This is a genomic window from Brachybacterium sp. (assembly GCF_036379615.1).
Lineage (GTDB): Bacteria > Actinomycetota > Actinomycetes > Actinomycetales > Dermabacteraceae > Brachybacterium.
Genome location: NZ_DASVGJ010000009.1, coordinates 99889 through 121839, shown reverse-complemented (window position 1 = coordinate 121839; position 21951 = coordinate 99889). Strand labels below are relative to the sequence as shown.

The 21951-nt window shown below is 72.9% G+C and carries 27 protein-coding genes and 1 pseudogene; 5 read left to right on the top strand and 23 right to left on the bottom strand.

What is annotated here, in order from left to right:
• Positions 1 to 3: 3 nt before the first annotated feature.
• Entirely contained in the window at positions 4 to 2481 is a 2478-nt protein-coding gene (locus tag VF289_RS02545) for a family 78 glycoside hydrolase catalytic domain (protein WP_330880770.1), read from the top strand.
• 91 nt (positions 2482 to 2572) lie between these two features.
• Here the strand turns inward: VF289_RS02545 and VF289_RS02540 are convergent, their stop codons facing one another.
• Entirely contained in the window at positions 2573 to 3127 is a 555-nt protein-coding gene (locus tag VF289_RS02540) for a GNAT family N-acetyltransferase (protein WP_330880768.1), read from the bottom strand.
• A 127-nt stretch (positions 3128 to 3254) separates the two neighbouring features.
• On the opposite strand from VF289_RS02540, the gene VF289_RS02535 reads away from it, so the two are divergent.
• Positions 3255 to 3665: a VOC family protein gene (locus VF289_RS02535; protein WP_330880766.1), complete on the top strand. Its 411-nt coding sequence runs from the start codon at positions 3255 to 3257 to the stop codon at positions 3663 to 3665.
• On the opposite strand, the gene VF289_RS02530 is transcribed toward VF289_RS02535, so the two are convergent.
• The 11 genes and pseudogenes from VF289_RS02530 to VF289_RS02480 all read right to left on the bottom strand — a co-directional run bounded on the left by VF289_RS02530 (position 3580) and on the right by VF289_RS02480 (position 11939).
• Positions 3580 to 4338, bottom strand: coding sequence for a DUF6596 domain-containing protein (locus VF289_RS02530; protein ID WP_330880816.1), 759 nt, complete (start codon positions 4336 to 4338; stop codon positions 3580 to 3582). The genes VF289_RS02535 and VF289_RS02530 overlap by 86 nt on opposite strands.
• Before the next feature lie 69 nt (positions 4339 to 4407).
• Positions 4408 to 4863: pseudogene (locus VF289_RS02525) on the bottom strand (sigma factor); the annotation flags it as partial.
• 19 nt (positions 4864 to 4882) lie between these two features.
• Positions 4883 to 5275, bottom strand: coding sequence for a YciI family protein (locus VF289_RS02520; RefSeq protein ID WP_330880764.1), 393 nt, complete (start codon positions 5273 to 5275; stop codon positions 4883 to 4885).
• A 148-nt stretch (positions 5276 to 5423) separates the two neighbouring features.
• On the bottom strand, positions 5424 to 6386 hold the full coding sequence (locus VF289_RS02515) for an aldo/keto reductase (RefSeq protein ID WP_330880762.1): 963 nt from the start codon (positions 6384 to 6386) through the stop codon (positions 5424 to 5426).
• A 137-nt stretch (positions 6387 to 6523) separates the two neighbouring features.
• Complete coding sequence (locus VF289_RS02510) at positions 6524 to 6781, bottom strand: type II toxin-antitoxin system RelE/ParE family toxin (RefSeq protein WP_330880760.1); 258 nt, start codon at positions 6779 to 6781, stop codon at positions 6524 to 6526.
• Between the two features lie 4 nt (positions 6782 to 6785).
• A complete protein-coding gene (locus VF289_RS02505; RefSeq protein WP_330880758.1) occupies positions 6786 to 7031 on the bottom strand; it encodes a type II toxin-antitoxin system Phd/YefM family antitoxin in 246 nt (81 codons plus the stop codon).
• A gap of 95 nt (positions 7032 to 7126) precedes the next feature.
• Positions 7127 to 7705, bottom strand: a complete 579-nt coding sequence (locus VF289_RS02500) for a GNAT family N-acetyltransferase (protein ID WP_330880755.1) — start codon at positions 7703 to 7705, stop codon at positions 7127 to 7129.
• 577 nt (positions 7706 to 8282) lie between these two features.
• The gene (locus VF289_RS02495; RefSeq protein ID WP_330880753.1) at positions 8283 to 9047 is read right to left on the bottom strand and encodes an isocitrate lyase/phosphoenolpyruvate mutase family protein; all 765 of its coding nucleotides are present in this window, start codon (positions 9045 to 9047) and stop codon (positions 8283 to 8285) included.
• 111 nt (positions 9048 to 9158) lie between these two features.
• Entirely contained in the window at positions 9159 to 10082 is a 924-nt protein-coding gene (locus tag VF289_RS02490) for a class I SAM-dependent methyltransferase (RefSeq protein ID WP_330880751.1), read from the bottom strand.
• 44 nt (positions 10083 to 10126) lie between these two features.
• Positions 10127 to 11110: a phosphotransferase gene (locus VF289_RS02485; protein ID WP_330880749.1), complete on the bottom strand. Its 984-nt coding sequence runs from the start codon at positions 11108 to 11110 to the stop codon at positions 10127 to 10129.
• A 4-nt stretch (positions 11111 to 11114) separates the two neighbouring features.
• Positions 11115 to 11939: a phosphotransferase gene (locus VF289_RS02480; RefSeq protein WP_330880747.1), complete on the bottom strand. Its 825-nt coding sequence runs from the start codon at positions 11937 to 11939 to the stop codon at positions 11115 to 11117.
• Between the two features lie 179 nt (positions 11940 to 12118).
• On the opposite strand from VF289_RS02480, the gene VF289_RS02475 reads away from it, so the two are divergent.
• Entirely contained in the window at positions 12119 to 12838 is a 720-nt protein-coding gene (locus VF289_RS02475) for a Pr6Pr family membrane protein (protein ID WP_330880745.1), read from the top strand.
• 10 nt (positions 12839 to 12848) lie between these two features.
• Here the strand turns inward: VF289_RS02475 and VF289_RS02470 are convergent, their stop codons facing one another.
• The 11 genes from VF289_RS02470 to VF289_RS02420 form a co-directional block, all read right to left on the bottom strand.
• Positions 12849 to 14006 (bottom strand): DNA alkylation repair protein, encoded by a 1158-nt coding sequence (locus tag VF289_RS02470; protein ID WP_330880743.1) that lies wholly within the window; start codon positions 14004 to 14006, stop codon positions 12849 to 12851.
• On the bottom strand, positions 13993 to 14478 hold the full coding sequence (locus tag VF289_RS02465) for a MarR family winged helix-turn-helix transcriptional regulator (protein WP_330880741.1): 486 nt from the start codon (positions 14476 to 14478) through the stop codon (positions 13993 to 13995). The genes VF289_RS02470 and VF289_RS02465 overlap by 14 nt, the downstream gene beginning before the upstream one ends.
• Positions 14479 to 14638: 160 nt before the next feature.
• A complete protein-coding gene (locus VF289_RS02460) occupies positions 14639 to 14977 on the bottom strand; it encodes a hypothetical protein (protein WP_330880740.1) in 339 nt (112 codons plus the stop codon).
• Positions 14967 to 15506, bottom strand: coding sequence for a hypothetical protein (locus VF289_RS02455; protein WP_330880738.1), 540 nt, complete (start codon positions 15504 to 15506; stop codon positions 14967 to 14969). Before VF289_RS02455 ends, VF289_RS02460 begins: the two co-directional genes overlap by 11 nt.
• Before the next feature lie 5 nt (positions 15507 to 15511).
• Complete coding sequence (locus VF289_RS02450; RefSeq protein WP_330880737.1) at positions 15512 to 16111, bottom strand: RNA polymerase sigma factor; 600 nt, start codon at positions 16109 to 16111, stop codon at positions 15512 to 15514.
• Positions 16108 to 16737 (bottom strand): hypothetical protein, encoded by a 630-nt coding sequence (locus VF289_RS02445; RefSeq protein WP_330880736.1) that lies wholly within the window; start codon positions 16735 to 16737, stop codon positions 16108 to 16110. The genes VF289_RS02450 and VF289_RS02445 overlap by 4 nt, the downstream gene beginning before the upstream one ends.
• A gap of 11 nt (positions 16738 to 16748) precedes the next feature.
• Positions 16749 to 17300, bottom strand: a complete 552-nt coding sequence (locus tag VF289_RS02440) for a DUF6286 domain-containing protein (RefSeq protein WP_330880734.1) — start codon at positions 17298 to 17300, stop codon at positions 16749 to 16751.
• Entirely contained in the window at positions 17297 to 17689 is a 393-nt protein-coding gene (locus VF289_RS02435; RefSeq protein WP_330880814.1) for an Asp23/Gls24 family envelope stress response protein, read from the bottom strand. Before VF289_RS02435 ends, VF289_RS02440 begins: the two co-directional genes overlap by 4 nt.
• Before the next feature lie 2 nt (positions 17690 to 17691).
• On the bottom strand, positions 17692 to 17868 hold the full coding sequence (locus VF289_RS02430) for a hypothetical protein (protein WP_330880732.1): 177 nt from the start codon (positions 17866 to 17868) through the stop codon (positions 17692 to 17694).
• A 30-nt stretch (positions 17869 to 17898) separates the two neighbouring features.
• Positions 17899 to 18429, bottom strand: a complete 531-nt coding sequence (locus VF289_RS02425) for an Asp23/Gls24 family envelope stress response protein (protein WP_330880730.1) — start codon at positions 18427 to 18429, stop codon at positions 17899 to 17901.
• A gap of 105 nt (positions 18430 to 18534) precedes the next feature.
• Positions 18535 to 19464, bottom strand: a complete 930-nt coding sequence (locus tag VF289_RS02420; protein WP_330880728.1) for a phosphotransferase — start codon at positions 19462 to 19464, stop codon at positions 18535 to 18537.
• Positions 19465 to 19587: 123 nt separating this feature from the next.
• On the opposite strand from VF289_RS02420, the gene VF289_RS02415 reads away from it, so the two are divergent.
• Together VF289_RS02415 and VF289_RS02410 are read left to right on the top strand one after the other, a co-directional pair.
• A complete protein-coding gene (locus tag VF289_RS02415; RefSeq protein WP_330880726.1) occupies positions 19588 to 20505 on the top strand; it encodes a LysR family transcriptional regulator in 918 nt (305 codons plus the stop codon).
• A 128-nt stretch (positions 20506 to 20633) separates the two neighbouring features.
• Positions 20634 to 21845, top strand: a complete 1212-nt coding sequence (locus tag VF289_RS02410; RefSeq protein WP_330880724.1) for an LCP family protein — start codon at positions 20634 to 20636, stop codon at positions 21843 to 21845.
• The last annotated feature ends 106 nt before the right edge of the window (positions 21846 to 21951 follow it).

The following is a 21951-nucleotide window of genomic DNA, read 5'->3' as shown; positions in this document are numbered from 1 at the left end:
CCGATGGGCCCCACCCCCCGCAGTGCCCGCCCGAGCGGTCTGCTCCTGAACCTCCAGGATCACGCCGTGGGCGTGGACGGCTCCGCCCTGCGATGCTCCTGGATCGTCCCGACGCTGGGCGATGCGCAGCAGCGCGGCTACCGGCTGCAGATCGCCGAGGACCCCTCGTGCACCGCGCCGCTGTGGGACTCGGGACCGGTGCTCTCCGCGGACTCCACCGGTGTGCTCATCGAGGACCTGCCGCTCCAGGAGTCGACCCCGTACTGGTGGCGGGTCCGGGTCGACACCTCGGAGCGCGGCGACTGGTCCCTTCCGGTGCCGTTCACGACGGCCCCGGCCCGGTGGCCGGTGACCCCGATCTGGGCCGGAGACACCACCGACTGGGCGCTGCTGCGCACCGGGTTCGAGCTGCCGGCGACGCCCCTCCGCGCCGCCTTCGTCGAGGCCGTCGGCCTCTCCCCGGAGGGTGGGCCAGGTGAGGACGGGCCCCGCGGCGCCCGGCAGCATGTCGCCAAGATCTGGGTGAACGGCCAGGTCACGGGCTTCGGGAGCGTGCGCAGCCAGGACGGTCGGCCGCGGCTGCACACCTATGACGTCGCCGCATGGCTGCGGCCGGGACGCAACGCCCTCGCGGCCCTCGCCTGGGCACAGGAGGGCCGACAGTTCGCCGCCCGCCTCGTCGTCGTCCTCGAGGACGGCACCCGGATCGAGCACTCGACCTCGCCCGGGACCTGGCGCGCACTGCCCGGGAACAGCCTGCTGCCGGGAGAGCGGAGCATCGGCGGGACCTGGTACCACGCACCCGCCGAGGACTGGGACCTGCGCGAGGAGCCCGTCGGGTGGACCTCGCCGGGATTCGACGACACGGACTGGGCGGCGGCCACCGTGGCACCGGCGCTGCCCGCGGACCCGGCACCGGCGCTCGTGAACCTCCGGCAGACCGACGGGGACCCGGTGCGGCTGGAGCCCGTCGGCCCCGGAGCGTGGCGGCTGGACCTGGGCCGGGAGATCGTCGGCGGAGTGCGCCTGCGGGCCGGGGCCGGCGACGGGGCGCAGCTCGAGGTGCGCCTGGGCGAGCAGCGCGACGCCGACGGCCGGGTGATCTCCTCGATGCCCACCGGGAACGTCTACGAGGAGACCTGGACACTGCGCCGCGGCGAGCAGGAGGTCGAGCACTGGGGCTACCGCGCCTTCCGCTACGGCGAGCTGCGGGTGCTCTCCGGCGACGTCGAGCCGCTGCAGGTCACCCCCACGATCCTCAGCAGCGGGACGCGCCACACCGGAGCGTTCGCCTCGTCCAGTCCGGACCTGGACCGGGTCCACGAGCTGTGCCGCCGCTCGATCGAGGCCACCACGCTCGACCTCTATCTCGACACCCCTGCCCGGGAGCGAGGCCCGTACGAGGGCGACGCCTACGTCAACCAGCGCTCGCAGTACGCGTGCGAGCGCAGCTTCGCGCTGGCTCGCATCTCGAACCAGCACCTCGCCCGCCGCCCCACCTGGCCGGCCGAGTACCACCTCATGCCCGTGCTCGTGGCCTGGGAGGACTACCTCGCCACGGGCGACGACGCCCAGCTGCGCACCGACCTCGAGCTGTGGCGGGGCGCGAACTACGACCGCTTCCTCAGGGCCGACGGCCTGCTGCACAAGGACCCCGGGCCCTCCAGCGGCTGGGACGCCGACCTGGTGGACTGGCCCGTGACCTGCCGTGACGACTTCGAGTTCACCTCGGTCAACACCGTGCTCAATGCCTTCCAGACGGCGGCGCACGAGGCGCTCGCGAAGATCTGCACCGTCCTCGGCAGGGACCTGGAGGCCGCACATCATGCGGCGCTCGCCGGCCGGATGCGAGCAGGGATCGAGGAGCACCTGGTGAAGGAGGACGGCACCTATCGCGACGGCCTGGGCAGCGAGCACTCCGCCCAGCACGCCAGCGCGATTCCCGTGGCGCTGGGTCTCGCCCCCGCCTCCCGCCGCGACGCGCTCGGGGAGGCGCTGGCCGCCGGCGGCATGCGGATGAGCGTGTACGGCGCGCAGTTCCTGCTGGATGCGCTGTTCACGCTGGGCCGCGCCCAGGAGGCGCATGCGCTGATGACCTCCCGTGGGCAGCGGAGCTGGCTGCATCTGCTCGATGACCTGGGCGCGAGCATCGTCCCCGAGGCCTGGGATCCCTCGCTGAAACCCAATATGACCTACTCCCACGCCTGGGGCACGGCGCCCGTGAATGTCATCGCCCGATGGGTGCTCGGGGTGCGGGTGGTGGCTCCCGGCGCTGCCCGACTCGAGGTCGCACCGCAGCCCGGCCCGCTGACCCGGATGGAGGGCACGGTGCCGACCATCCGGGGCGACGTCCACGTGAGATTCGACCGGGAGGAGGGCGAGCTCGAGGTGCGGATCCCCGCGAACACCACCGCCCGGGTGCGGTGCGGGGGAGCAGACCTCGAGGTGGGCCCCGGCAGCACCACGGTGAGGGTGCCGTAGTCACGCGCCGGCGCTCGCCCTCCTCGGAGTGAGAGCGGTCCCGTCAGCGTGACGAAGCGGGGGGAATCGGGGCGTGATTCCCCCCGATTCGTCACGCTCGGTGGGGTCGACTCCGGGTGAGCCTGGGACTGTCCCCGTCGAGCGGCTTCATCATCCAGCGGGCCGGGTCGGCGACGTGGTGCACCTCGTGTGCATCGTCGATCCACGTGTACCGGTCGATATAGTCCTGGCCCGTGTCGACGTAGCCGAGCCGCAGGTACAGACGCTTCGGGCCCGAGTCGTCGACACCGAGCCCGAGATGCCGGTGGCCGCGAGCTCTCGCCTCCTCCTCGAGCAGGCCGAGCATCTGCGTCCCGATCCCGTGGGACTGCAGGCGTTCCGGCCACACCTGCAGGCCGTTGATCTCTGGGCAGCGCGGCACCTCGGTCGCTGCGCACCCGGTCCAGCGGATCTCGCAGGAGCCGACGAAGGTATCCGGGTCCTGCCGGCAGCTGGCCAGGTAGTACGTGCTGTCGCCCGCCACCTGGTGCGAGAACCTCATCGCATGGGTCCGGCTGTTTCCCGTGGGCGCCCAGGCCTCCAGGCCGGGCAGGTCCTCGGCGGTGCACGGGCGGAGGACGACGTCGCAGGTCTGCATGCCGCTCATCGTCCGGGATCCGTCGCAGCGGGGCCAGTCAGTATCCGGGTGCTCCGGGATCTGTGCGGACGACTGCCTCGCCCTCGCGCCTCGCGGCGGAGGAGGGTTACGGTGGTCACGGAGCGAGGAGGCCCCGATGACGTATCCCGTGCTCAGCTGCACCGCGATCGATGCCCGGAACCCGCGCGCGCTCGCCGACTTCTACAGCGCGCTGCTGGGACTGCACTGCCGCCCCGGGGACGAGCCCCCACCGCCCCCGGCCGCCGACGACAACGACTGGATCGTGCTGCTGGACGCCGACGAGCGCCGCGTCCTCGCCGTCCAGGGCAAGCCGGATCTGCGCCCCTCGACCTGGCCGAGCGAGGAGATCCCCATGCAGCTGCACATGGACTTCCGCGTGCCCGACGCCATCGAGCTCGAGGTGCAGCGCCGTCGCGCGGAGGAGCTCGGCGCCACGGTGCTCATGGACCGCAGCGCCGATCCTCACGAACCGCTGTATGTGATGGGCGATCCCGAGCGGCATCCGTTCTGCCTGCTGGTCGGCTGAGCGGGCTCCCGGCCGCCCCGGCGAGGCGCAGCAGGTAGCGCTGCTCGGGGAGGCTGCGGGTGGCATCTGCCGCCCGCAGGAACGCTTCGCGGGCCTCGTCGTCCCGGCCCAGGCGGGAGAGCAGGTGCCCCGCGACCGCGTCGTGGCGGTGGGTGCGGCCGTCGGCCTCGGCGAGGAGGTCGAGGCTCGCCTGCGGCCCCTGCACCTCGGCCGTCGCGACGGCGAGCCCGAGACGCACCGACGGCGTCGGCTCCACCTGTTCGAGCATCCGGTAGAGCTCCAGGATCTGCGGCCAATCCGTCGCTTCCCCCGTCGTCGCCTCCGCGTGGACGGCGGCGATCGCCGCCTGCAGCTGGAAGGGGCCGACGGGACCCACCGGCAGCACCTCCTCGAGCAGGGAGATCCCCTCCGTGATCAGGGCGGCATCCCACCGGGAGCGGTCCTGCTCCAGCAGAGGCACGATCTCGCCGGCGTCATCGCGCCGCGCGGCGGCCCTCGCATGGGTGAGCAGCAGAAGGGCCAGCAGTCCGGAGCTCTCCGGCTCCTCCGGCCCGGCCTCATGCACTGCGCGGGCGAGCCGCACGGCACCCTGGCCCAGCAGCGGATCGGTCCCGTGGCCCCGCTCGGCGAGAGAATGGTCCTGGGCGTACATCGAGGCGACGACGTGCCGCACCGCGTGCAGGCGTCGCGGCAGCTCCTCGGGGCCAGGCGGTGCGAACCCGGCCCCGTGCGCGCGCAGGGTGGACTTCGCGCGGCTGATCCGCTGCGCCATCGTCGCCTCCGGCACGAAGAAGCACTCGGCGATCTCCACCGTGCGCAGCCCCGCCACGGCCCGCAGCATCAGCGCGGTCTGCGAGGCGGGGCTCAGCGCCGGATGCGCGCACAGCACGAGCAGGGTGAGCATGTCCTCGTCCGCGCTCGTCTCCTCCCGCCCGTCCGGCGCGTGCAGCGGCTCCTCCAGGCGGAACGCCCGCTCCTCGCGCGCCCGCCGCGAGGCGTCCGCGCGCACGGAGTCCACCAGGCGGCGCGTCGCGACCGTGTGCAGCCAGGCCCGTGGGGAGTCCGGCAGTCCTTCGCGCGGCCACTGCTCCGAGGCGGCGAGCAGGGCGAGCTGCACCGCGTCCTCGCAGGCGGTGAGATCCCCGTGGCGGCGCAGCAGCGCGGTGAGGACGTGCGGCGCCTCGCGGCGCCACACGTCCTCGAAGGCCTCGCCCGGATCAGGAGCCGTCGGGACCCTCGCTCATCACGGGGCGCAGCTCCACCGTCTCGCCGCGCGCCCCGAACAGGGACGCGATCTCCTCCGCGCGCTCCTGGGTCTCGGTGTCCACGATGAAGAACCCGGCCAGGTGCTCGCGTCCCTCGGCGTACGGACCGTCGACCACGATCTTCTGGTCGCCCTTCCAGCGGAACAGCCGTGAGGCGCCGGGGGAGGCGAGGGCCTCGGCGTGGACCAGCTCGCCGCGTTCCATGACCTCGCCGAACCCCTCGTCGAAGGCGCGGCCTCCGGCCTCACGCTCCTCGGCCGAGAGGGCCTGGTGCTCCGGGAGGTAGTCGGGCGTGGGATGGCCCCACGGCTGCGGATTCGAGTGGATCAGGATGACGTACTTCATGGTCGCTCCTCAGCGGCTCGGTGGCGGGGGCGGGATGCCTCCACGATGTGGTCGTAGCGGCGGCACGGTTCTCGACATGGCCGGTCCGAGCGCGTCAGGAGAGTCCCGGGCTCCGGCCCGGACCCCGGAACCGCGGGCCGAGCCCGTCTCACCAGGCGTAGGCCTCCGGGGCCGCGCCGCCCGGGCCGGGGAAGATCTCGTCGAGGGCCGTCAGGTCCTCGTCGGTGAGGGAGATGTCGAAGGCGCCGAGGGCGGAGTCGAGCTGCTCCATGGTGCGCGGGCCGATGATCGGACCGAGCACCCCGGGTCGGTGCAGCAGCCAGGCCAGCGCCGCCTGACCGGGCGCCAGGTCGCGCTCCGCGCAGAAGGCCTCCCACCGGTCCAGCTGGGCGGTGAGATCGGCGGGGTCGTGGCGACGGTCCGCGGAGCCGCGGCGCACCCCGTCGGCCGAGCGGCCGCCGAGCTTCCCGCCGGAGAGCGGCGACCACGGGATCACGCCCATCCCGTAATGCTCCGCGGCGGGCAGCACCTCGAGCTCGATGTCGCGCGAGAGCAGGTTGTACAGCGACTGCTCGGAGACCAGGCCCAGCGAATGGCGGGCACGAGCGGTCTCATTGGCCTGGGCGAGGTGCCAGCCGGCGAAGTTCGAGGAGCCGACGTAGGTGATCTTCCCCTGCGCCACCAGCAGCTCCATGGCCTGCCAGATCTCCTCCCAGGGGGCGGAGCGGTCCGCGTGATGCATCTGGTAGAGATCGATGTGGTCGGTCTGCAGGCGGCGCAGCGAGGCATCGACCGCGCGGCGGATGTTCACCGCGGAGAGCCCTCGGTCGTTCGCGCCGGGCCCCATCTCGCCGTACACCTTCGTGGCCAGCACGATCTCCTCGCGCTTGCCGGTACGGGCCAGCCAGCGACCCACGATCTCCTCGGTGCGACCCTTCTTCCCCTCCCCGCCGTACACGTTCGCGGTGTCGAAGAAGGTCACGCCCTGCTCGAGCGCGTGGTCCATGATCGCGAAGGCGTCCTCCTCCGCGGTGTGGGGGCCGAAGTTCATGGTGCCGAGGACGAGCCTGGAGACGGTCGCTCCGGTGCGTCCGAGCTGAGCATGCTGCATGGGGGTGCGCTCCTCGCGTCGTGACGGCACCGCTCCGGGCGAGCGGGGTCCGCCGTCGGAAACCCTATTCCGCCGGGTCGACGAGGGGAAGGGGGCTGGATCCGTGCTGCCCCCTCGCGGCCCGTCGGGCCCCTGGGTCAGCGGTCGTAGACGTCTCGACGGTGGCCGAGGGTGACGATGACGACGAGCAGGCGTGAATCCTGGATCGTGTAGAGGATCCGGTATGGGCCGACCCTGATGCGCAAGCCGTCCCGGCCGCGCAGTGCTTTCGCGCCCGGGGGTCGAGGGCTCGCGGCGAGCAGCGCGATCGCGCCTTGGATCCGTCCCCGGTCCTGACGGTCTATTCGCTTCAGTGCGCGTACAGCCGCCGGGCGCAGCTCGATCTCGTACGTCACGAGGTCACCATCCGAGATCGCGTTTGACCTGCTCCCAGGGAATGTTCTCGCCTTCCTCCGCCATCGCCTCGTCGAAGGCGCGAGCGTCGTCGGCCTCGTCGGAGGAGTCCAAGAGCCGTGCGTACTCCGCCGCGCTGAGCATGACTGCCTGCACCTCACCGCGGCGCTCGACCATGACCGCACCGTGCTGAGCGCTCTCGAGCAGGGCGGCGAAGTTCTGGCGGGCCTCGGAGGCGCTCATGGTGGACATGCCTCAAATGTACAACTGGAGTACTGCTATGTACATAGCGGAATCAAGGGCTCATCCACTGCCTCGGCGCCGAGTGGCTCTGCCCCTCTCCTGCCTCATGGTCTGTCGGGGTCCGCAGGGTCCACCCTTGCATGCAGATGCATGTCGTGCCAGCCGTCTGCATGCAGGGCGCTCTCCCGACGGGTGCCCTCCAGGGCGAAGCCGGCCTTGCCAGCCACGCGGCACGAGGCCGGGTTGAGGGTCGAGTGCTCCAGCTCGACACGGTGCACGCCGACGGAGAAGGCCCACCCGGTGGCCAAGCGCAGCGCACGCGATGCCACTCCGTGACCGCGCGCCCGATCCCGCGTCCAGTACGCCGCCACCGCGGTCCCCTCGCCTGGGTCGAGCTTCAGCGTCATCCGCCCCGCGAGCACGCCGTCGAGATCGACGGCCCAGCTCGATGCCGTCTCCGCCGCCCAGGATGCGTGCGCGGCGGCGATCCACTCCTCCGCCTCGCCCGTCGCCATGGAGCGGGCGTGCCAGCGCTGGATCCCGGGCTCCTGATAGGCGGCGACGACGGACGGGGCATCCGCCTCGACCCAGGGTCGCAGGCGCACGGCGTCGTCGCAGAGGACCGGCTGTGCCGAGCGGGAGAGCACACCGGGCTCGAGGGCGGGGGTCACGAAGGAGGGCACGTCCGAAAGCATGCCAGCAGTGGTCGACGACGCCGAGTCACGAGCGCCCGCACCTGATCCAGCCAGGCACCTCGTCGACGGCGAGGCGGGCGCATTCAGGGCCAGCCGCCCCCAGGTCGTGGCGGGCGGTGATCTTCGCGCACATCTCCCGCACCCGCCAGGCCTCGTCCGCCAGGCCCTGCACGACCGCGGGTCCGGCCACCGGATCCCAGGCATGCAGGAGGGTGCGGGCGGCCCAGGTGCGCGGCCAGTGGTCGAGCCCGCGTGAGCGCCAGGTGGCCGGGTCGCCTCAGGCGGTCCAGGCCCGGCCGGCGATCCAGCGCGGGTCGCGGAGACCCTGGTCGGTGAGGTCGAGGGCCCTCTCCTGGGGCGTCGCGTCCGCCGCGGCCTCCGCCTCGAGGGTCATCGTCCCAGCGTACCCACCGCGTGCTCAGCTCCGCAGTCGGCCGACCACGGGCGCGACGTCCTCCGGGATCCACTGCGCGGGCAACGGCCGCGGCACGGGCCAGTCCGGGACGGGGCTCACGGCTCGCCACGGGGAAGCGCACGTCCGACAGCGGGAGGTCACCCAACGAGCTCAGCGCCAGGCCTTCGTGACCTCCTCGAGGTGGTCGGCGAGGGCCATCTGCAGCAGCGGCCCATAGCTGACCCGGCCCACGCCGAGCTCCGTGAGCCGGGCGAGGTCGAGACCGTCCGGGATCGCGCCGTTCACCGGATGGGCGGTGACGTTCAGCGGAGTGCTGACCGCGGCGAGCAGCGCCTCGAGCGTCGCCACGTCCGGCACGCCGACGGGATACAGCGAGTCGGCACCGGCGCTCTCGAGCAGGGTCAGGCGGGTGATCGCCTCGGCCAGCCGGTCCGGGAACTCCACCTCGGTCTTGAACACGTCGGTGCGGCCGTTGATGACCAGGTGCACCCCGGAGGCATCGGCACCCCGACGGATGCCGGCGATGTAGTCGGCATGCTCCTGCGCTCCGCGCAGCCGGCCCTCGGAGTGCACGGTGTCCTCGATGTTGACGCCCACGGCCCCCGCCTCCAGCACGCGCTCGGCGAGCTCGGCCGGCTCGGCGCCGTACCCGGACTCCATGTCGGCGGAGACCGGGACGTCCACGGAGGCCGTGATCCGCGCGATGCCCGCGAGCGCCTCGTCGAGGCTCATGCCCTCGCCGTCCGCAGCGCCGACGGAGTCCGCCAGAGGATGGCTGCCGATGGTCAGCGCCTCGAAGCCCGCGGAGACCGCGGCGCGGGCGGACCATGCGTCCCACACGGTGGGCAGCACCACCGGGGTCGCACGATGATGGAGGGCGAGAAGGGACTCGGCGCGTTCGCTCAGTGAGGTCATGGGCTCATCACAGCCGGGTTCTCCGCCGCGGTCAAGACGTCCGTCACGGCGTCTTCCGGGAAAGCCGTGCTCCGTGCGGTCCCTTCGCCCCCGGCCCGGGCCGCGGCTCCGTCAGGCACCGGCCGGTTCGAGCACGAAGTCCCAGGCCAGCACCGCGACCTGACCGGCCTTTGCCGCGTTCGCCGCCTCACGCGCCCAGGGGTGCAGCTCCCAGATGTTCGGCGGCCCCGGGGTCAGGGACGCCGGATGCGGCTCCGGGTCCACGAAGGTGTCGCCCAGGCGGGGCTCGACGCAGTCCCGGACCGCGAAGCCGTGGGGGAGCGCCGCCCGCAGATAGTCGCCGACTCCGTGGCTGTGCCCCTCGAGATACCCCACCCGACCGTCCGGAGCGGTCTTGACCAGTGGATACCGGGCAGAGCCGAGGAAATGGGTGCGGGTGTCGAGCACCAGCAGGTGTCCGCCCGGACGCATCACCCGTGCCGCCTCGGCGAAGAACGGCGCGAGATCCGGGAGATGGGTGAGCGCGAGGCTGCACACGACGTGGTCGACGCCGGCCGCGGGCAGCGGCAGGGAGGTGAGCTCGCCCTGGAGGAAGCGTGCCGCGGGCACGGCTCGTCGTGCCCGGGAGAGCATCCCCTCGGAGAGGTCCACGCCCACCACCTCGTGCCCGCGCGCGGCGAGCTGGCGCGAGACCGCGCCGGTCCCGCACGCCGCATCGAGCACGTGCCCCGGAGCGAGGACGTCGAGCATCGGGCCGAGCACATCATCGCGCAGCGGGAAGCAGCCGTTGTCCTCACCGTCGTACTCGGCGGCCCAGCCGTCGTAGCCGTCCACGACGGGCAGGGGCGGCACGTCGACCCCGGGACCGAGCTCCTCGGCACGGTCCAGCAGCGTGCGGATCTCCGCGATCCGTGCCTCGGTGAAGGCGCGGTCGTGCTCCCCGGCGAAGGCCCGCATCAGCGCGACACCCTCGAGCCCGAGCAGGTAGGCGAGGGGATGCTGGTGGATCGAGCCGTCGGGCGGGGTCGCGGTCATGGCACCATCCTGCGGGCGCATCGCGGACCGGTCCACGGAATTCCTCAGGGCAGCAGGGCCGGGACGGCGCCCGCCCAGCGGCCGTCGTCCTCGGGCGGGATCGCGGCGACCGCCATCCACAGCGAGAGCACCTCGAGCGTCCGGGCATCCGACGGTCCGAGGGGACGCACGGAGTCGTAGCCGGCGCGCAGCGCCGCGCGGGCCGGGGGCGGGGTGGGTCCCCAGTCGCGGAAAAGGGTGGCGAGGTAGGTGCCGGCCTGGGCGAGGTCCGCCATCGGGTGGTCGCGGCGGACCTCGTCGAAATCCAGGATCGCGGCGATCGACCCGTCTCGGACCAGCAGGTTCGCGGCCCGGTAGTCGCCGTGGATCAGTTGCGCGGGGCGAGTGGTCGGAGGCAGGTCCGCGACCAGCGCGGCCAGCCGCGCGGAGGCTGCGGGCACCCGGCCCGCATCGCGGTGGTCGAGCCACTGCCGCAGGCGGTCCTCCAGCGGTGCCGGTGGGTCCGGTGCGAGGTCTCTGACTCCGGGGCCGCCAGGTCGATCGAGCTCACCGAGTGCGTCATGGAGCTCGGCGAGACGGGCTCCCGCAGCATGGACGGCAGCCAGATCCGTGACATCGAGCCAGTTCCCCATGATCTCGGGGAGCACGGCGAGGGAGAGGGGACCGGCGGGACCGGTCGTCTCCACGCGGAGCTCCCCGTCATGTGACGGCAGCGGTGCGGCGACGGGAAGGCCGCGCTGGGCGAGATGCCCGAGCAGCCGTGTCGAGGCGGCGAGACGGGGGAACAGCGGCGCGGCGCGGGACCACTTCGCGATCAGGGGGCCGGTGGAGGTGGTGACCCAGGCGATGGCGTTGTGGTCGCTGAGCGTCACGCGGGGCACCGCGAGAACGGTGAGGTCCCAGCGGCTCTCGAGCACGCCGGTGAGCCATCGCGCGACCCCGTCGATCCCGGTGAGGCCGAAACGCTCGCGCAGGGCCTGGCCGGCCTCGGCCGATTCCCACAGCATGGACAGTCCGGGGCTCAGCACGGCATCAGACCTCTCCCTGACGCAGTTGGTGCAGCCACTCCGCGCTTAGGCGCTCCCCGTCCGGCAGGGTGTCCTCTCGATCCCAGCGCCAGGTGGTCGCGAGCGCGAGGGAGAGGGCCCGGCAGTCCGCGAGGAGCGCGGTGTCGACCCCCGGGTAGTGGTTCGCCACCTGCGCCGGGGCGTGGGCGAGATCGAATTCGACCGGGCCGCTCACCACGGTCTCCAGGTCGATGAACAGCGGCCCGCCCGGGGTGTCCAGGAGGTTGCCGGGGTGGGGTTCGCCGTGCAGGGGCTGCGGGGCGCCGCGCCGGCTGATCGACGCGCCGAGATCGTGCAGGCTCGAGCGCAGGAGCTCACGGTCGGGGCCGCTGAGGCGCGGCGTGCGGGCGGGATCCTCGACGAGGGCGAGCGCGGAGCCGACGCGATCGGAGAGGGGCGGGGCCTGGAGATGTGCCGAGCGCATCACCGCGTGAAGGCGCATGAGCGCCTCCGCGTACTCAGCCGGGGGCAGCTCGGGCCGCGGCATGGGCGGGCAGTAGGTCCACAGGGTGATCTCCATGTCCTCCCGCACGTGCACCTGCGGCGGGATGCGGGGATCGAGCGGGCCGACGGGAGCTCCGGCCTCCAGGAGTCGCAGCGCCCGGTCGACCTCGGCCTGCGCGCCGCCCAGCTCGATCGGACCGATGCGGGCCACCAGGTCACAGGGCAGGAGGCGCACGGTGAGCCGGTTGGAGTCGTGGAGATCGAGGACCTCGTGGGCCTCGAGCCCGAGGGACCGCGCCACGTCGAGGGCGGCGAGTCGGGCGCGGGCGGCGAGATCGGGGTGCACGGCTCGACAGTAGGGCCGGCCGGGATGACGGGCAACCGAGTTGCCCGGAAGCGATCCTGGGCCGACGGCGGCACCGCCACCGGGTGCGGGCCGGAGCCTGCACAACGGATTCCTCGCCGTCGGATCGAACTCCCCGCCGGATACGATGCCTCATCGAGGTGGCGAACAGCGGAGGCGCGATGACGACCTGGTGGCCCTACCTGAGGTTGCTCGCGGCGGCGCTCGCGCTCGTCGCGATCCTCCGTCAGCTCACTCTCGCGATCGGCTCTGCCCGTGCCGCCGAGACCCCCTGGGGCTCCCACGTGCCGACCGTGATCGCGAACTTCTTCAGCTACTTCACGATCCTGTCGAACCTGAGCTGCGTCGTCGCGCTCGTGCTGGGCGGCATCTGGCTGCTGCGCGCCCGCCGGGACGACTCGGTCGAGCCGGTCTGGCTCGCGACCCTCTTCGCCTGTGCGAGCACGTACATCATCGTCACCGGGATCGTCTACAACGTGCTGCTGCGATCGATTCCGATCGCCGGCATCTCCGATGTGTGGACGAACGAGACGCTCCACGTGGTCATCCCCCTGGTGCTGCTGGCGGATGTGTTCCTCGCCCCGCGGCGCCGGTTCCCGCCGTGGCGCACGATCGGCGTGGTGGTCATGTTCCCGATCCTCTGGGCGGTGTACACGATGTTCCGCGCGAACCTCGTCACCGGACCGGCGACGGGTGACCCCTGGTGGTATCCGTATCCGTTCCTGGATCCGCACCTCGTGGCCGGTGGCTATGCGGGCGTGGCCGGGTACATCGTCGCCATCGCGCTCGTGATCACTGCGGTCGCGGCGGGCGTGGTGTGGATCGGCAGACGCCGCTCCCGTGACGACTCGCAGCGCCGGTCATCCTGGCAGGCAGGATGAGCCTCGCTGGTCAGCCGCTCGCGGAGGCATTCAGGTGAAATTCCTGACGGCCCGAGGCGACCCCGTTGATCTGGAGGGAGATCGCATGCGGTCCGTCGTGGTATCGGCGGGTGGTGAGCGGGCGGAAGGAGTGGGACTTCCGCACGGCGAGCTCCTGCCCGGGCTCGAGGGAGGCGGTGGTGAGCTTGAACGTCTTCGTGCTCTGCGTGCCCTTCGCGGTGGCGTGGTGGACGACGTAGTCGATCATCAGCCGCACCGGCTCCGCACCGGTGTTGCGCACGCTCGCGCGCAGCTCGATCGACTCGCCCACCTCGAGCCGTGCGCGGTCCAGGTGCGGGCCGTCCACCTCCAGGGCATCGGCGGGATCCGGGAACCCGAGCAGGGCGAGAGCGGCGGGGTCGCCGCGCTTCAGGAGCGTGCGCAGCCCGTGGCGGACGAGCTTCTGCGTCGACTGCACCGTCAGGGCAGTCTGTGCTGTCCGTGCCTCAGAGTCGCCCGACGCCTCGAGCCAGCGAGCGGCGGTGGTGACCACCAGCGCCGGATCGTCACGGCTGAGGTCGTTGAGATGGTTCGCAACGGATCGGCGCACGTACTCCGACGGGTCGCGGTGCAGCGCCTCGAGGATCGGGATCGTCAGGCCGGGAGCTGCGGTCAGCTGCGGGACGCGCACCGCCCACGGCAGGTACGGCCGGGTGCCCTCGGAGGCGAGGCGCCGCACGTGCTCGTCCGGCGAGCCCGTCCACTCCAGAGCCTGGTCGAGGGCCTGCTCGAGGTCGTGACGCAGCAGAGTCCGCACCGCGAACTCCGAGGTGAGCAGGCCGGTGAGCTCCGCGAGCAGTGCGAGGGCGTCCGCTGTCGCTTCCCGGCTGCCGTCGGCCGCCGCCGCCTCCGCCACCGCGGTCGAGACCGGCCAGATCATCCAGCCGCGGAATCCGGGCACCTCGCGGATCGCGCGCCGGACCACCTGGGCGAGATCGGGGTAGGTGCCGCCGAAGTCCTGGAGCATCGCCGCGCGCAGGGCGTCGACGCGCTCACGAAGACCCAGCTCGGACAGCGACTCTGCGGCCTTGCGCAGAGCGGCGGTCGAGGCGCCGGGGGCGACTGTCCCCAGCGCGTCGGCGAGGTCGAGTGCGGTGCCCCGATCGATCATCTCGTCAGCGAACGGCACGGGGTGCTCCTCGGGTGTCGTCGAGCTGGGTGCCGACCAGTTCCAGGAGTGCGGCGAGCTGCGTCAGCTGCTCTTCGGAGAGGGTGCCGAGGAGGTGATCCCGGGCGAGCTCGATGTGCGGGGGAGTGGCGCGCAGCCAGGTGAGGCGGCCCTCCCGCGTGACCCGGACGTCGACCGCACGGCCGTCACCGGCACCGGCGACCTTCTCGACGAGGCCGCGCGTCTGCATCCGCGTCACGGCCTTGGAGACCCGCGGCGTGGAGGCGAGCGCCGCCTCTGCGAGGCGGCCTATGCGCAGGGTGTGCTCCGGCGCAGACATCAGCGCCTGCAGGATCGCGTACTCGACGTTGATGATCCCGGCGTCCGCGGTGAGCTGCTCGTCGAGCCGGGCGGGAAGCTTCTGGCCGATCGTGACGAGAGCCCGCCAGGCCCGCGCCTGGGCGGGGTCCATGCGGGGGACGACGGGTTCCATGGCGCCCACCTTAGCGGGTTGTTGCCCGAGCAAGTACGTGCTGCTGTCGTCCCGGAACGGGCAACTGCATGTGGCCCGCCGACCTCTCACCACGGAGCAGAGCCATGAGCACCACCGTCACCGTCATCGGGTCCGGCAACGTCGGATCGGGCGTCGACGGTCAGGCCGCGCCGAGGGACTGCACGCGCACCAGCACCTGCGGACGTCCGGCCGCGGTCTCGCCCACGGCGTGCTGGACCGCGCGCTGCACCTCCTCGACCACCGCGCGCACGGGGAGCGGGCCGCCCACGCTGATCTCGACGGTCACGGCGCCCGTCCCGGGGTCGATCACGAGCCCGTAGCGGGCGGCCGACGGGTCCGAGCGGCGCAGCCGCGCATCGAGCGTGCGCAGCGTGGTCGCGATCCCGGGCTCGAGGCCGAGCACGCCCGGGACAGCCGTGACCACGTCGATCAGGGCGCGGGCTCCCGTCGCGGGGGTCGGGGCGGGCTCAGTGCTCATGGTGCTCTGGGGCGTCATGGAGGTCCTCGATGTGGAGGTCGACGGTGAGGTCGGTCAGGCCCAGCTCCGTCTCGCAGGCGAGGAGCACCGCGGCGCGGACCTCGTCGGCCAGGGTGGGGAGATCCGGGGCGCCGAGGCGTGCCGAGATGCGGCACGAGGCTCGCGTCGGGAGCCCGCGCGAGCGCACGGAGGACCCGTCGCTTCCGTACTCGAAGCTGGTGCGCAGCGCCCGGGCGTCGGGGACTGCGTCGATCGTGCGGCGCACCAGGGTGCGCAGCGTCAGCTCGGACACGCTGAACGGTCCGGCGGGGGTGGGCGGCATCTGCACGTGCGCCCCGTGGCGGGCATCGGCGCGCACCGACTCCTTGATGGTCGACAGCGCTCCGGCGGAGAGCTGCACCGAGCGGTCGCCGGCGCTCTCCAGCTCGTCCCATTCGTCGTGCACTGCGCGGATCAGGGCGAGGTAGCGCGCGGTGGCGGCCTGCTCGGGCTCGTCGGGCTCAGGAGCCCTCTGGTCGGGATCGGGCATGGGGTTCACCTCCATTCCTCCATCTCTCGGACGATCTGGGTGCGGGCGCGGGCGATCCGCCCGCGCACCGTGGGCTCCGGCGCGTCGACGACGCGGCAGATCTCCCGGTAGGACATCCCGTCGATCTCCCGCAGCACCCAGCAGGTGCGCAGGGCGGGGTCGAGTGCGCCGAGGATTCCGGCGAGGGCACTCATCTGTGCGTTGACCAGGGCGCTCTCCGCCGGGTCGGCGGCGGTCGCGCGACTGGGCGAGACCGAGGAGGCGTTCGCAGGTGCTTCGGCGCCCGCCTCGAGGTCCTCGTCGGCCGCGGCGGAGGTGCCGCGCCGGGCGAGCCGCCGCACCACGTCGGTCGCCCGGCGGGTGCAGATCTGGGCGACCCAGCCGCGGAAGGCGGCCGGGTCCTCGAGCAGGTCCAGTCGCCGCCAGGCGAGGACCAGGGACTCCTGGACCACGTCCTCGGCGTCCTGTCGATCGCCGACCACCATGAACGCGATCCTGAACAGCCGCCCCTGGTGGAGGTCGACGAGCTGCTCGAAGGCGGCGGACTCGCCGTCCTGCGCCCGCAGGACGAGGGCCCGCTCCTCCGGCGTGGTCTCCGGGGTCATGCGGTGGCCGCCCCGCGATCACGGGACCCGACGACGGCCTTCGACGGCGCGGCGGAGGAGCGCAGGCGGATCAGCAGATCCACCTGCCGGGCCGGGGTGCCCAGCACGGTGCGGACGTCCTCGGCGAGCAGCTCGCGGACGGACTGCGCCGCCCAGCCGGTCTCGGCGTCCTCGGCGATCGTCACCGAGGCCTGCACCCAGGGGGAGGTGGTCGATCCGCTGAGCTGCACCGAGGCGTCGAGCACGCCGGAGATCTCCTCGACGTGCTCGGACAGGGCGCGCTGGAGCACGGCCGGCTCGAGGGTGCCGAGGGCGGCGCGGGACTCCTCGTCGGAGAACCGCAGGGGAGCGGTCGCGGGGCGGGAGGGGATCTGGGCCAGGAGCAGCCAGAGGCCGGCCACCACGGCGAGCACGGTCAGCACCACGGCGACCGGGAGCACCCACGAGCCGTGGGCCGTCAGCAGGGTGGCGGGGGTCGAGTCCCCGTGGGGGAGCACGGCCTCGGCGCCGGGCCAGCGGTCCGCCAGGCCGAACGGGGCGGCGGCGAGCCAGAAGGCCGCCGCGAGCGCGACGAGGGCGGACAGTACGAGGATCAGGCGATTGCGGGATCCGGAGACGGTGCGCATGATCTCTCCTCTCAGGTCATCCGCCGGATCCGCACACGGGTGCGGAACTCTGCGGCGGGGCGGAGCTCGGCGACGGACTCCTCGACGGCGGTGCGGGCGGCCCGCAGCACGGTCTCGGGGTCGTCGACGACGGTGCGGACGAGCACGTCGAGGCGGCGTCCGGAGATGTCAGCCCGGGCGCTGTGCACGCCGTCGACCCGCTCCGTGCGCAGCGCCACCCGGCGGGCCAGGTCGCGATGGGAGACCGCGGTCTGCCCGGGGATCTCGTCGACCAGCACCCGGCTGCGCGAGGCGCGGCCCGGCAGCAGAGCGGCCAGGAGCAGGGCCAGGCCCAGCGCGGCGAGCACGCCGGCCGTGACGAGCACCGGGGTGGAATCCAGGCGCAGGTCGCCGATCGTCTGCAGGCGGGGCTGCGCCCAGGCGGGCCAAGCACCGTCGATCAGGAGGGAGCCGAGCAGCCAGGCCGCGAGCAGACCGGCCGCCAGGACGACCAGGCCCAGCAGCCCGACGGGCACGCTCCGGGTGGGGCGCCGATCCAGTCGGCGCGGGGTGGTGGTGCTCATCGCAGGGTCCTCCTCGCCTGGGTCGCCGGGTTCAGCCAGGAGATCGTGACGTCGAGACGCCCCACCTCCAGGCCGGTCAGGTGCTCGACCCTCTCGCGCACGTGCTCACGCAGCGCGCTGAGAGCGGGCGCGAGCGGCGAGGGGAAGTCGACGCCGACGTCGAGCGTGAGGACGGCGGTGCGGCCGTAGAGGTCACAGCGGGCCGATGGGCGGGAGGCGAAGTCGCGCCTCGCGCCGACACCGAGCACGCCGCCCGCAGCGGACCCGATGTGCGGGACCTCCGAGGCGACCTGCTCCGCGATTCGGGCGATGACCTGCGCCGGGACGGTGGTGGTGCCGCGGTCCTCCAGCGGGGTGGCCGGGGCCGTGGTGCCGTGGACGGCGGGCATGGTCACCGCCTCCAGCGATCGGTCAGGCCCCGGATCTCGATGCGGCCGTCGATCGTCATGCCGACGGCGAGGCCGATCGCGGCGAAGATCAGGACCAGGAAGAACTGACCGAACGTGCCGAACGCCAGAACGGCGCCCAGCAGCAGCCCCACCAGCAGGGCGAATTGCGATGTTTTCATGGCGACTCCTCGAGCGGGGGGCGGGGCGGGTCACTTCAGGTCGGCGTTGCGCTGCTCGGTGGCCGGATCGGCCTCCTCGCCGGGCAGGTGCACGTCGACGACGTTCACGTTGACCTCGATGACCTCGAGGCCCGTGGTGCCCTCGACCTGGTCGATGACGTTGCGGCGGATGGCGTTGCCGACCTCGACGATCGAGGCGCCGTACTCCACGACCACGGTGACGTCCACCGCGGCCTGGGTCTCGCCCTTCTCGACGCCGATGCCGCCGGTGACGTTGGTCTGCCCGTTGGGGATGCGATCGGTGACGGCGGAGAACGCGCGACGCACCGCATTGCCCATGTCGTACACGCCGGGGACCTCGCGGGCGGCCATGCCGGCGATCTTCGCGACCACCGTCTCGTCCAGCGTGGTCACGCCGCGGTCGGTCTGCAGGGGGCCGCGCGGGGTCCGCTCCTGCGCGGCCGTCTGCTGCTGCTCGCGCTGCTTCTTCTGCTCGGCCTCGCGCTGCGCCGCCTCGCGCTCCTGCTGCTGACCGGTCTGGGGGATGGATGCGTTGGACATGTGTGCTCCTTCGGGACGCCCCGTTCGGACGGGGTCGACGGATGCGGACACCAGGAAGACGCCATGGGGAGCGGAATCCTCACGCCCCAGTATCTGTGACCTCGGTCACCGGGTGTGGGCGTTCGTGCCCGCAGGATCGCTGCGCTCCGCCTCCAGCAGGCGCGAGAGAGTGGAACGGCCGAGCGCCGCCATCGTCCGATTCGAACGGTCGTAGTACCAGACCAGACCGATGGCCTGCGCGAACGCCCAGGCGGCACCGCGCTCCCACTCGAGCGACGAACATCCCATCCGCGCCCGCAGCCGTGTGCGGCGTGAGGCGTCGAGCAGGTGCCAGGCGGCCACGAGATCCAGCGCGGGATCGGCCGGGCCGGAGCCGCCGGCATCCAGCACCCCGGTGAGCCGCCCGCCCGCGACGAGCAGGTTCGCGGGGATGAGGTCGCGATGGCTCATCACGTCCGCGCCGGCGCGCTCCAGATCCCGTCGGCGCGACCAGAGCTCACCGAGCTCCCGCACGGGCAGTAGGTCGCGGCTGCGTCGGAGGCACTCCTGGACCCAGTCGTCGTGGGTCGCGAGGTCGCCCCCGCGCCCGGTGCCGGAGAAGCTGCGGCCCTGCGTCCGGGCGCTGCGCAGCGCGGTCAGGAGAGCGGCGAGGTCCTCGGCGAAGGCGTCCGAGGCCGCGACGGTGACCGGCCCGGCGACGGTGCCGGGGATCCAGGTCTGCAGCGAGAAGGGCATCGGGAACTCGGGGGAGGGATCTCCGATCGCGAGCGGCTCGGGCGTGGGGAACGGGCTGATCCGGGCGAACTCCGCCATTGCCCGGTGCTCGGCCTCGAGCGCCGCCCGGGCCGTCGTGGGGTCGGAGGCCACGATCGGGAACCGCGCCGCGAGATCCGGGCCGACGCGGAGGACGTGGCTCGTGGTCGCCGCGCTCTGGACCCGTCGGACGTCCGCAGGGACGAGGTCGGGCAGGAGCGGGGAGAGCAGGCGCACGGCGACCTCGAGGGGGAGGTCGAGCTGGTCCTCGTGCATCGCCATCGGGCGAGCCTATGACGGGCCCGGGCGCGCGACACGGGCTTTTCGCGAGGTCCCCGCCGCCGCCGATGACGAGCGCCGTGTCTGTATCGTCTGCCCACGATCAAGGGACGAGCGGGAGGCGGCATGATGACGGACGAGATCCCGGGGACCTCCGTGAACCTCGGCCAGCTGGAGGCGATGGTCGCGGTGATCGACCACGGCTCCTTCACCGCGGCCGCCGACGTCCTGCAGATCTCCCAGCCCTCCCTCTCCCGCCGCATCCACACGCTCGAGGCGACGCTCGGGATCCGCCTGTTCCTCCCCGTCGGCCGGGGGCGGGAGCTCACCGCGGAGGGCCGCGGGGTGGTCGCGGCCGCGCGCCGCACCCTGGTGGAGCTGGCCGCGGTCGAGGCGATGTCCCGTTCGGCGCGGGCGCTGACCACCGGGATGCTGCGCGTGACCGGGCTCCCCTCGCTCGTCGCGACCGAGCTGCCGGCGCACCTGGGCCGCTTCCACCGCGCACATCCCGGGGTCCGGGTGGAGGTGACCACGGTCGATGACGCCGAGGAGCTGCTGGAGGCGCTCCGGGTGGGACGGGCGGATGCCGCCATCGGAGTGATCGACCGGGCGCCCGACGACCTCGCCGTGATCCCGCTGCCGGCCCAGGGGTTCGCCGCCGTGCTTCCCGCGAGCGCTCGCGAGGTCGGGGACGAGGAGCCGCTGACCGCCGGCGACCTGGCCGGGCGGACCCTGGTCACGGTGCCGCGCGGCACCTCGATCCGCCAGCTCACCGAGGAGGTCCTGCGCGGCCTCGAGGCGGATCCGCCGCGCAGGATCACCACCACGCAGCGCGACAGCCTGGTGCCGCTCGCCGTCGCGACCGATGGGGTGACCGTCGTGCCCGAGGTGCTGGCCCTGACCGCGCCCGCCTTCGGCGGCCGCTCCGTGCCGCTGCGCACCCCGGTGCGGCGCAGCCTCGGCATCCTCCATCGGCCCGACGAGCTCCCGAACCCGGCGCTGCACGGATTCCTCGACCTCGTCCGCGGCTCGGCGCTCGAGTGACCTGCCTGGATGCTCATCCATAGATCCACTGCATGGATCCGGCCCTGTGCGCTATTGGAGTTCGGGGCGCGGCCCGTGCTCCCCTGGACGGCGGACCAGTGCCGAGGACCAGGGGAGGACTCACGCAGATGGAGCACGCTCCGAGCAGTCGCCGTCCCGCGCGCCGAGCACCCACCCATGCCCGCCCGCGCACCCGTCGGCCGCTGGCGTACCGGTGGGGCCGGATCACCGCCGTGCTCGCCGTCGTGGGCGCGCTCGCGCTCGCCGTCGGGCTCGCCGGGACCATGACCCATCTGCGAGGCAACCTCACCACCGCCCCGCTGCGCGCCGGGGCGGACCATGCGCCGCGCGAGGAGCACGGCGCGGTGAACATCCTGCTGCTGGGCTCGGACAGTCGTGACCTCGTCGAGCAGTCCTACGGCGAGGGCGACGGCTCCCGCCGCAGCGACGCGATGGTGCTCGCGCATCTCTCCGCCGGCGACGACCGGATCGACGCGGTGCAGCTGCCCCGCGACACGCTCATGGACCTGCCGACCTGCGACGATACCGGCCGGGGTACCTTCTCCGGCGGGCCAGGGATGCTGAACTCCGCGCTGAACTTCGGCCCCGCCTGCTCGGTCGCGGCGGTCGAGGAGCTGACAGGGGTCCGGGTGGACCACTTCGTGGAGCTGGACTTCGAGGGCTTCATCGCGATCATCGATGCGCTGGACGGCGTGAGCGTCTGCCTGCCCGAGGCCCTCGAGGACCCGTACGCGGAACTGGACCTGCCGGCCGGCGAGCAGGTCGTCGACGGCAGGGACGCCCTCGCCCTGGCCCGCACCCGGCACGCGGTCGGCGACGGCAGCGACATCGCCCGGCTCGGGCATCAGCAGATGGTGATGTCCGCGCTGGTGCAGGAGGCGACCAGCTCACGTACCATGTCCCGCCCGGATCGGCTCTACTCCTTCCTGGACGCCACCACCTCCTCGCTCACCGTCGATCCGGACCTGAGCCGGATCTCGGACCTGGCGGCTCTCGGGCAGCGGGTCTCCGCCGTCGGGCCGGAGCGCGTCACCTTCATGACGATGCCGTGGGAGCCGGCTCCCGGGGATCCCAATCGGGTCGTGCCGTCCGCGGAGGCGACAGGGGTGTTCGAGAACATCGCCGCTGACGCACCGATCGCGGCCGAGGAGGACCCGGCCGAGGAGGGCCCGGCCGACGAGACGCCGTCCACCGCGGTGCCCTCTGCTGCGGAGCCGTCCTCGGCCGCGAGCAGCTCCTCAGCACCGGCGGAGCCGTCGGCGTCGGCGTCGGCGAAGGCGACGGTGCGGACGGCGGATACGGACCTCTGCGCCGGCTGAACCGGTGGAGGTGCCCCAGGCCGCGGTCGTCCTCGAGGAGGGCTTCTGCTCGAGGGCCCCGCGCGGCATACTTCAGCGCGAAGACGTCGCCGATGGCGCCCGATGA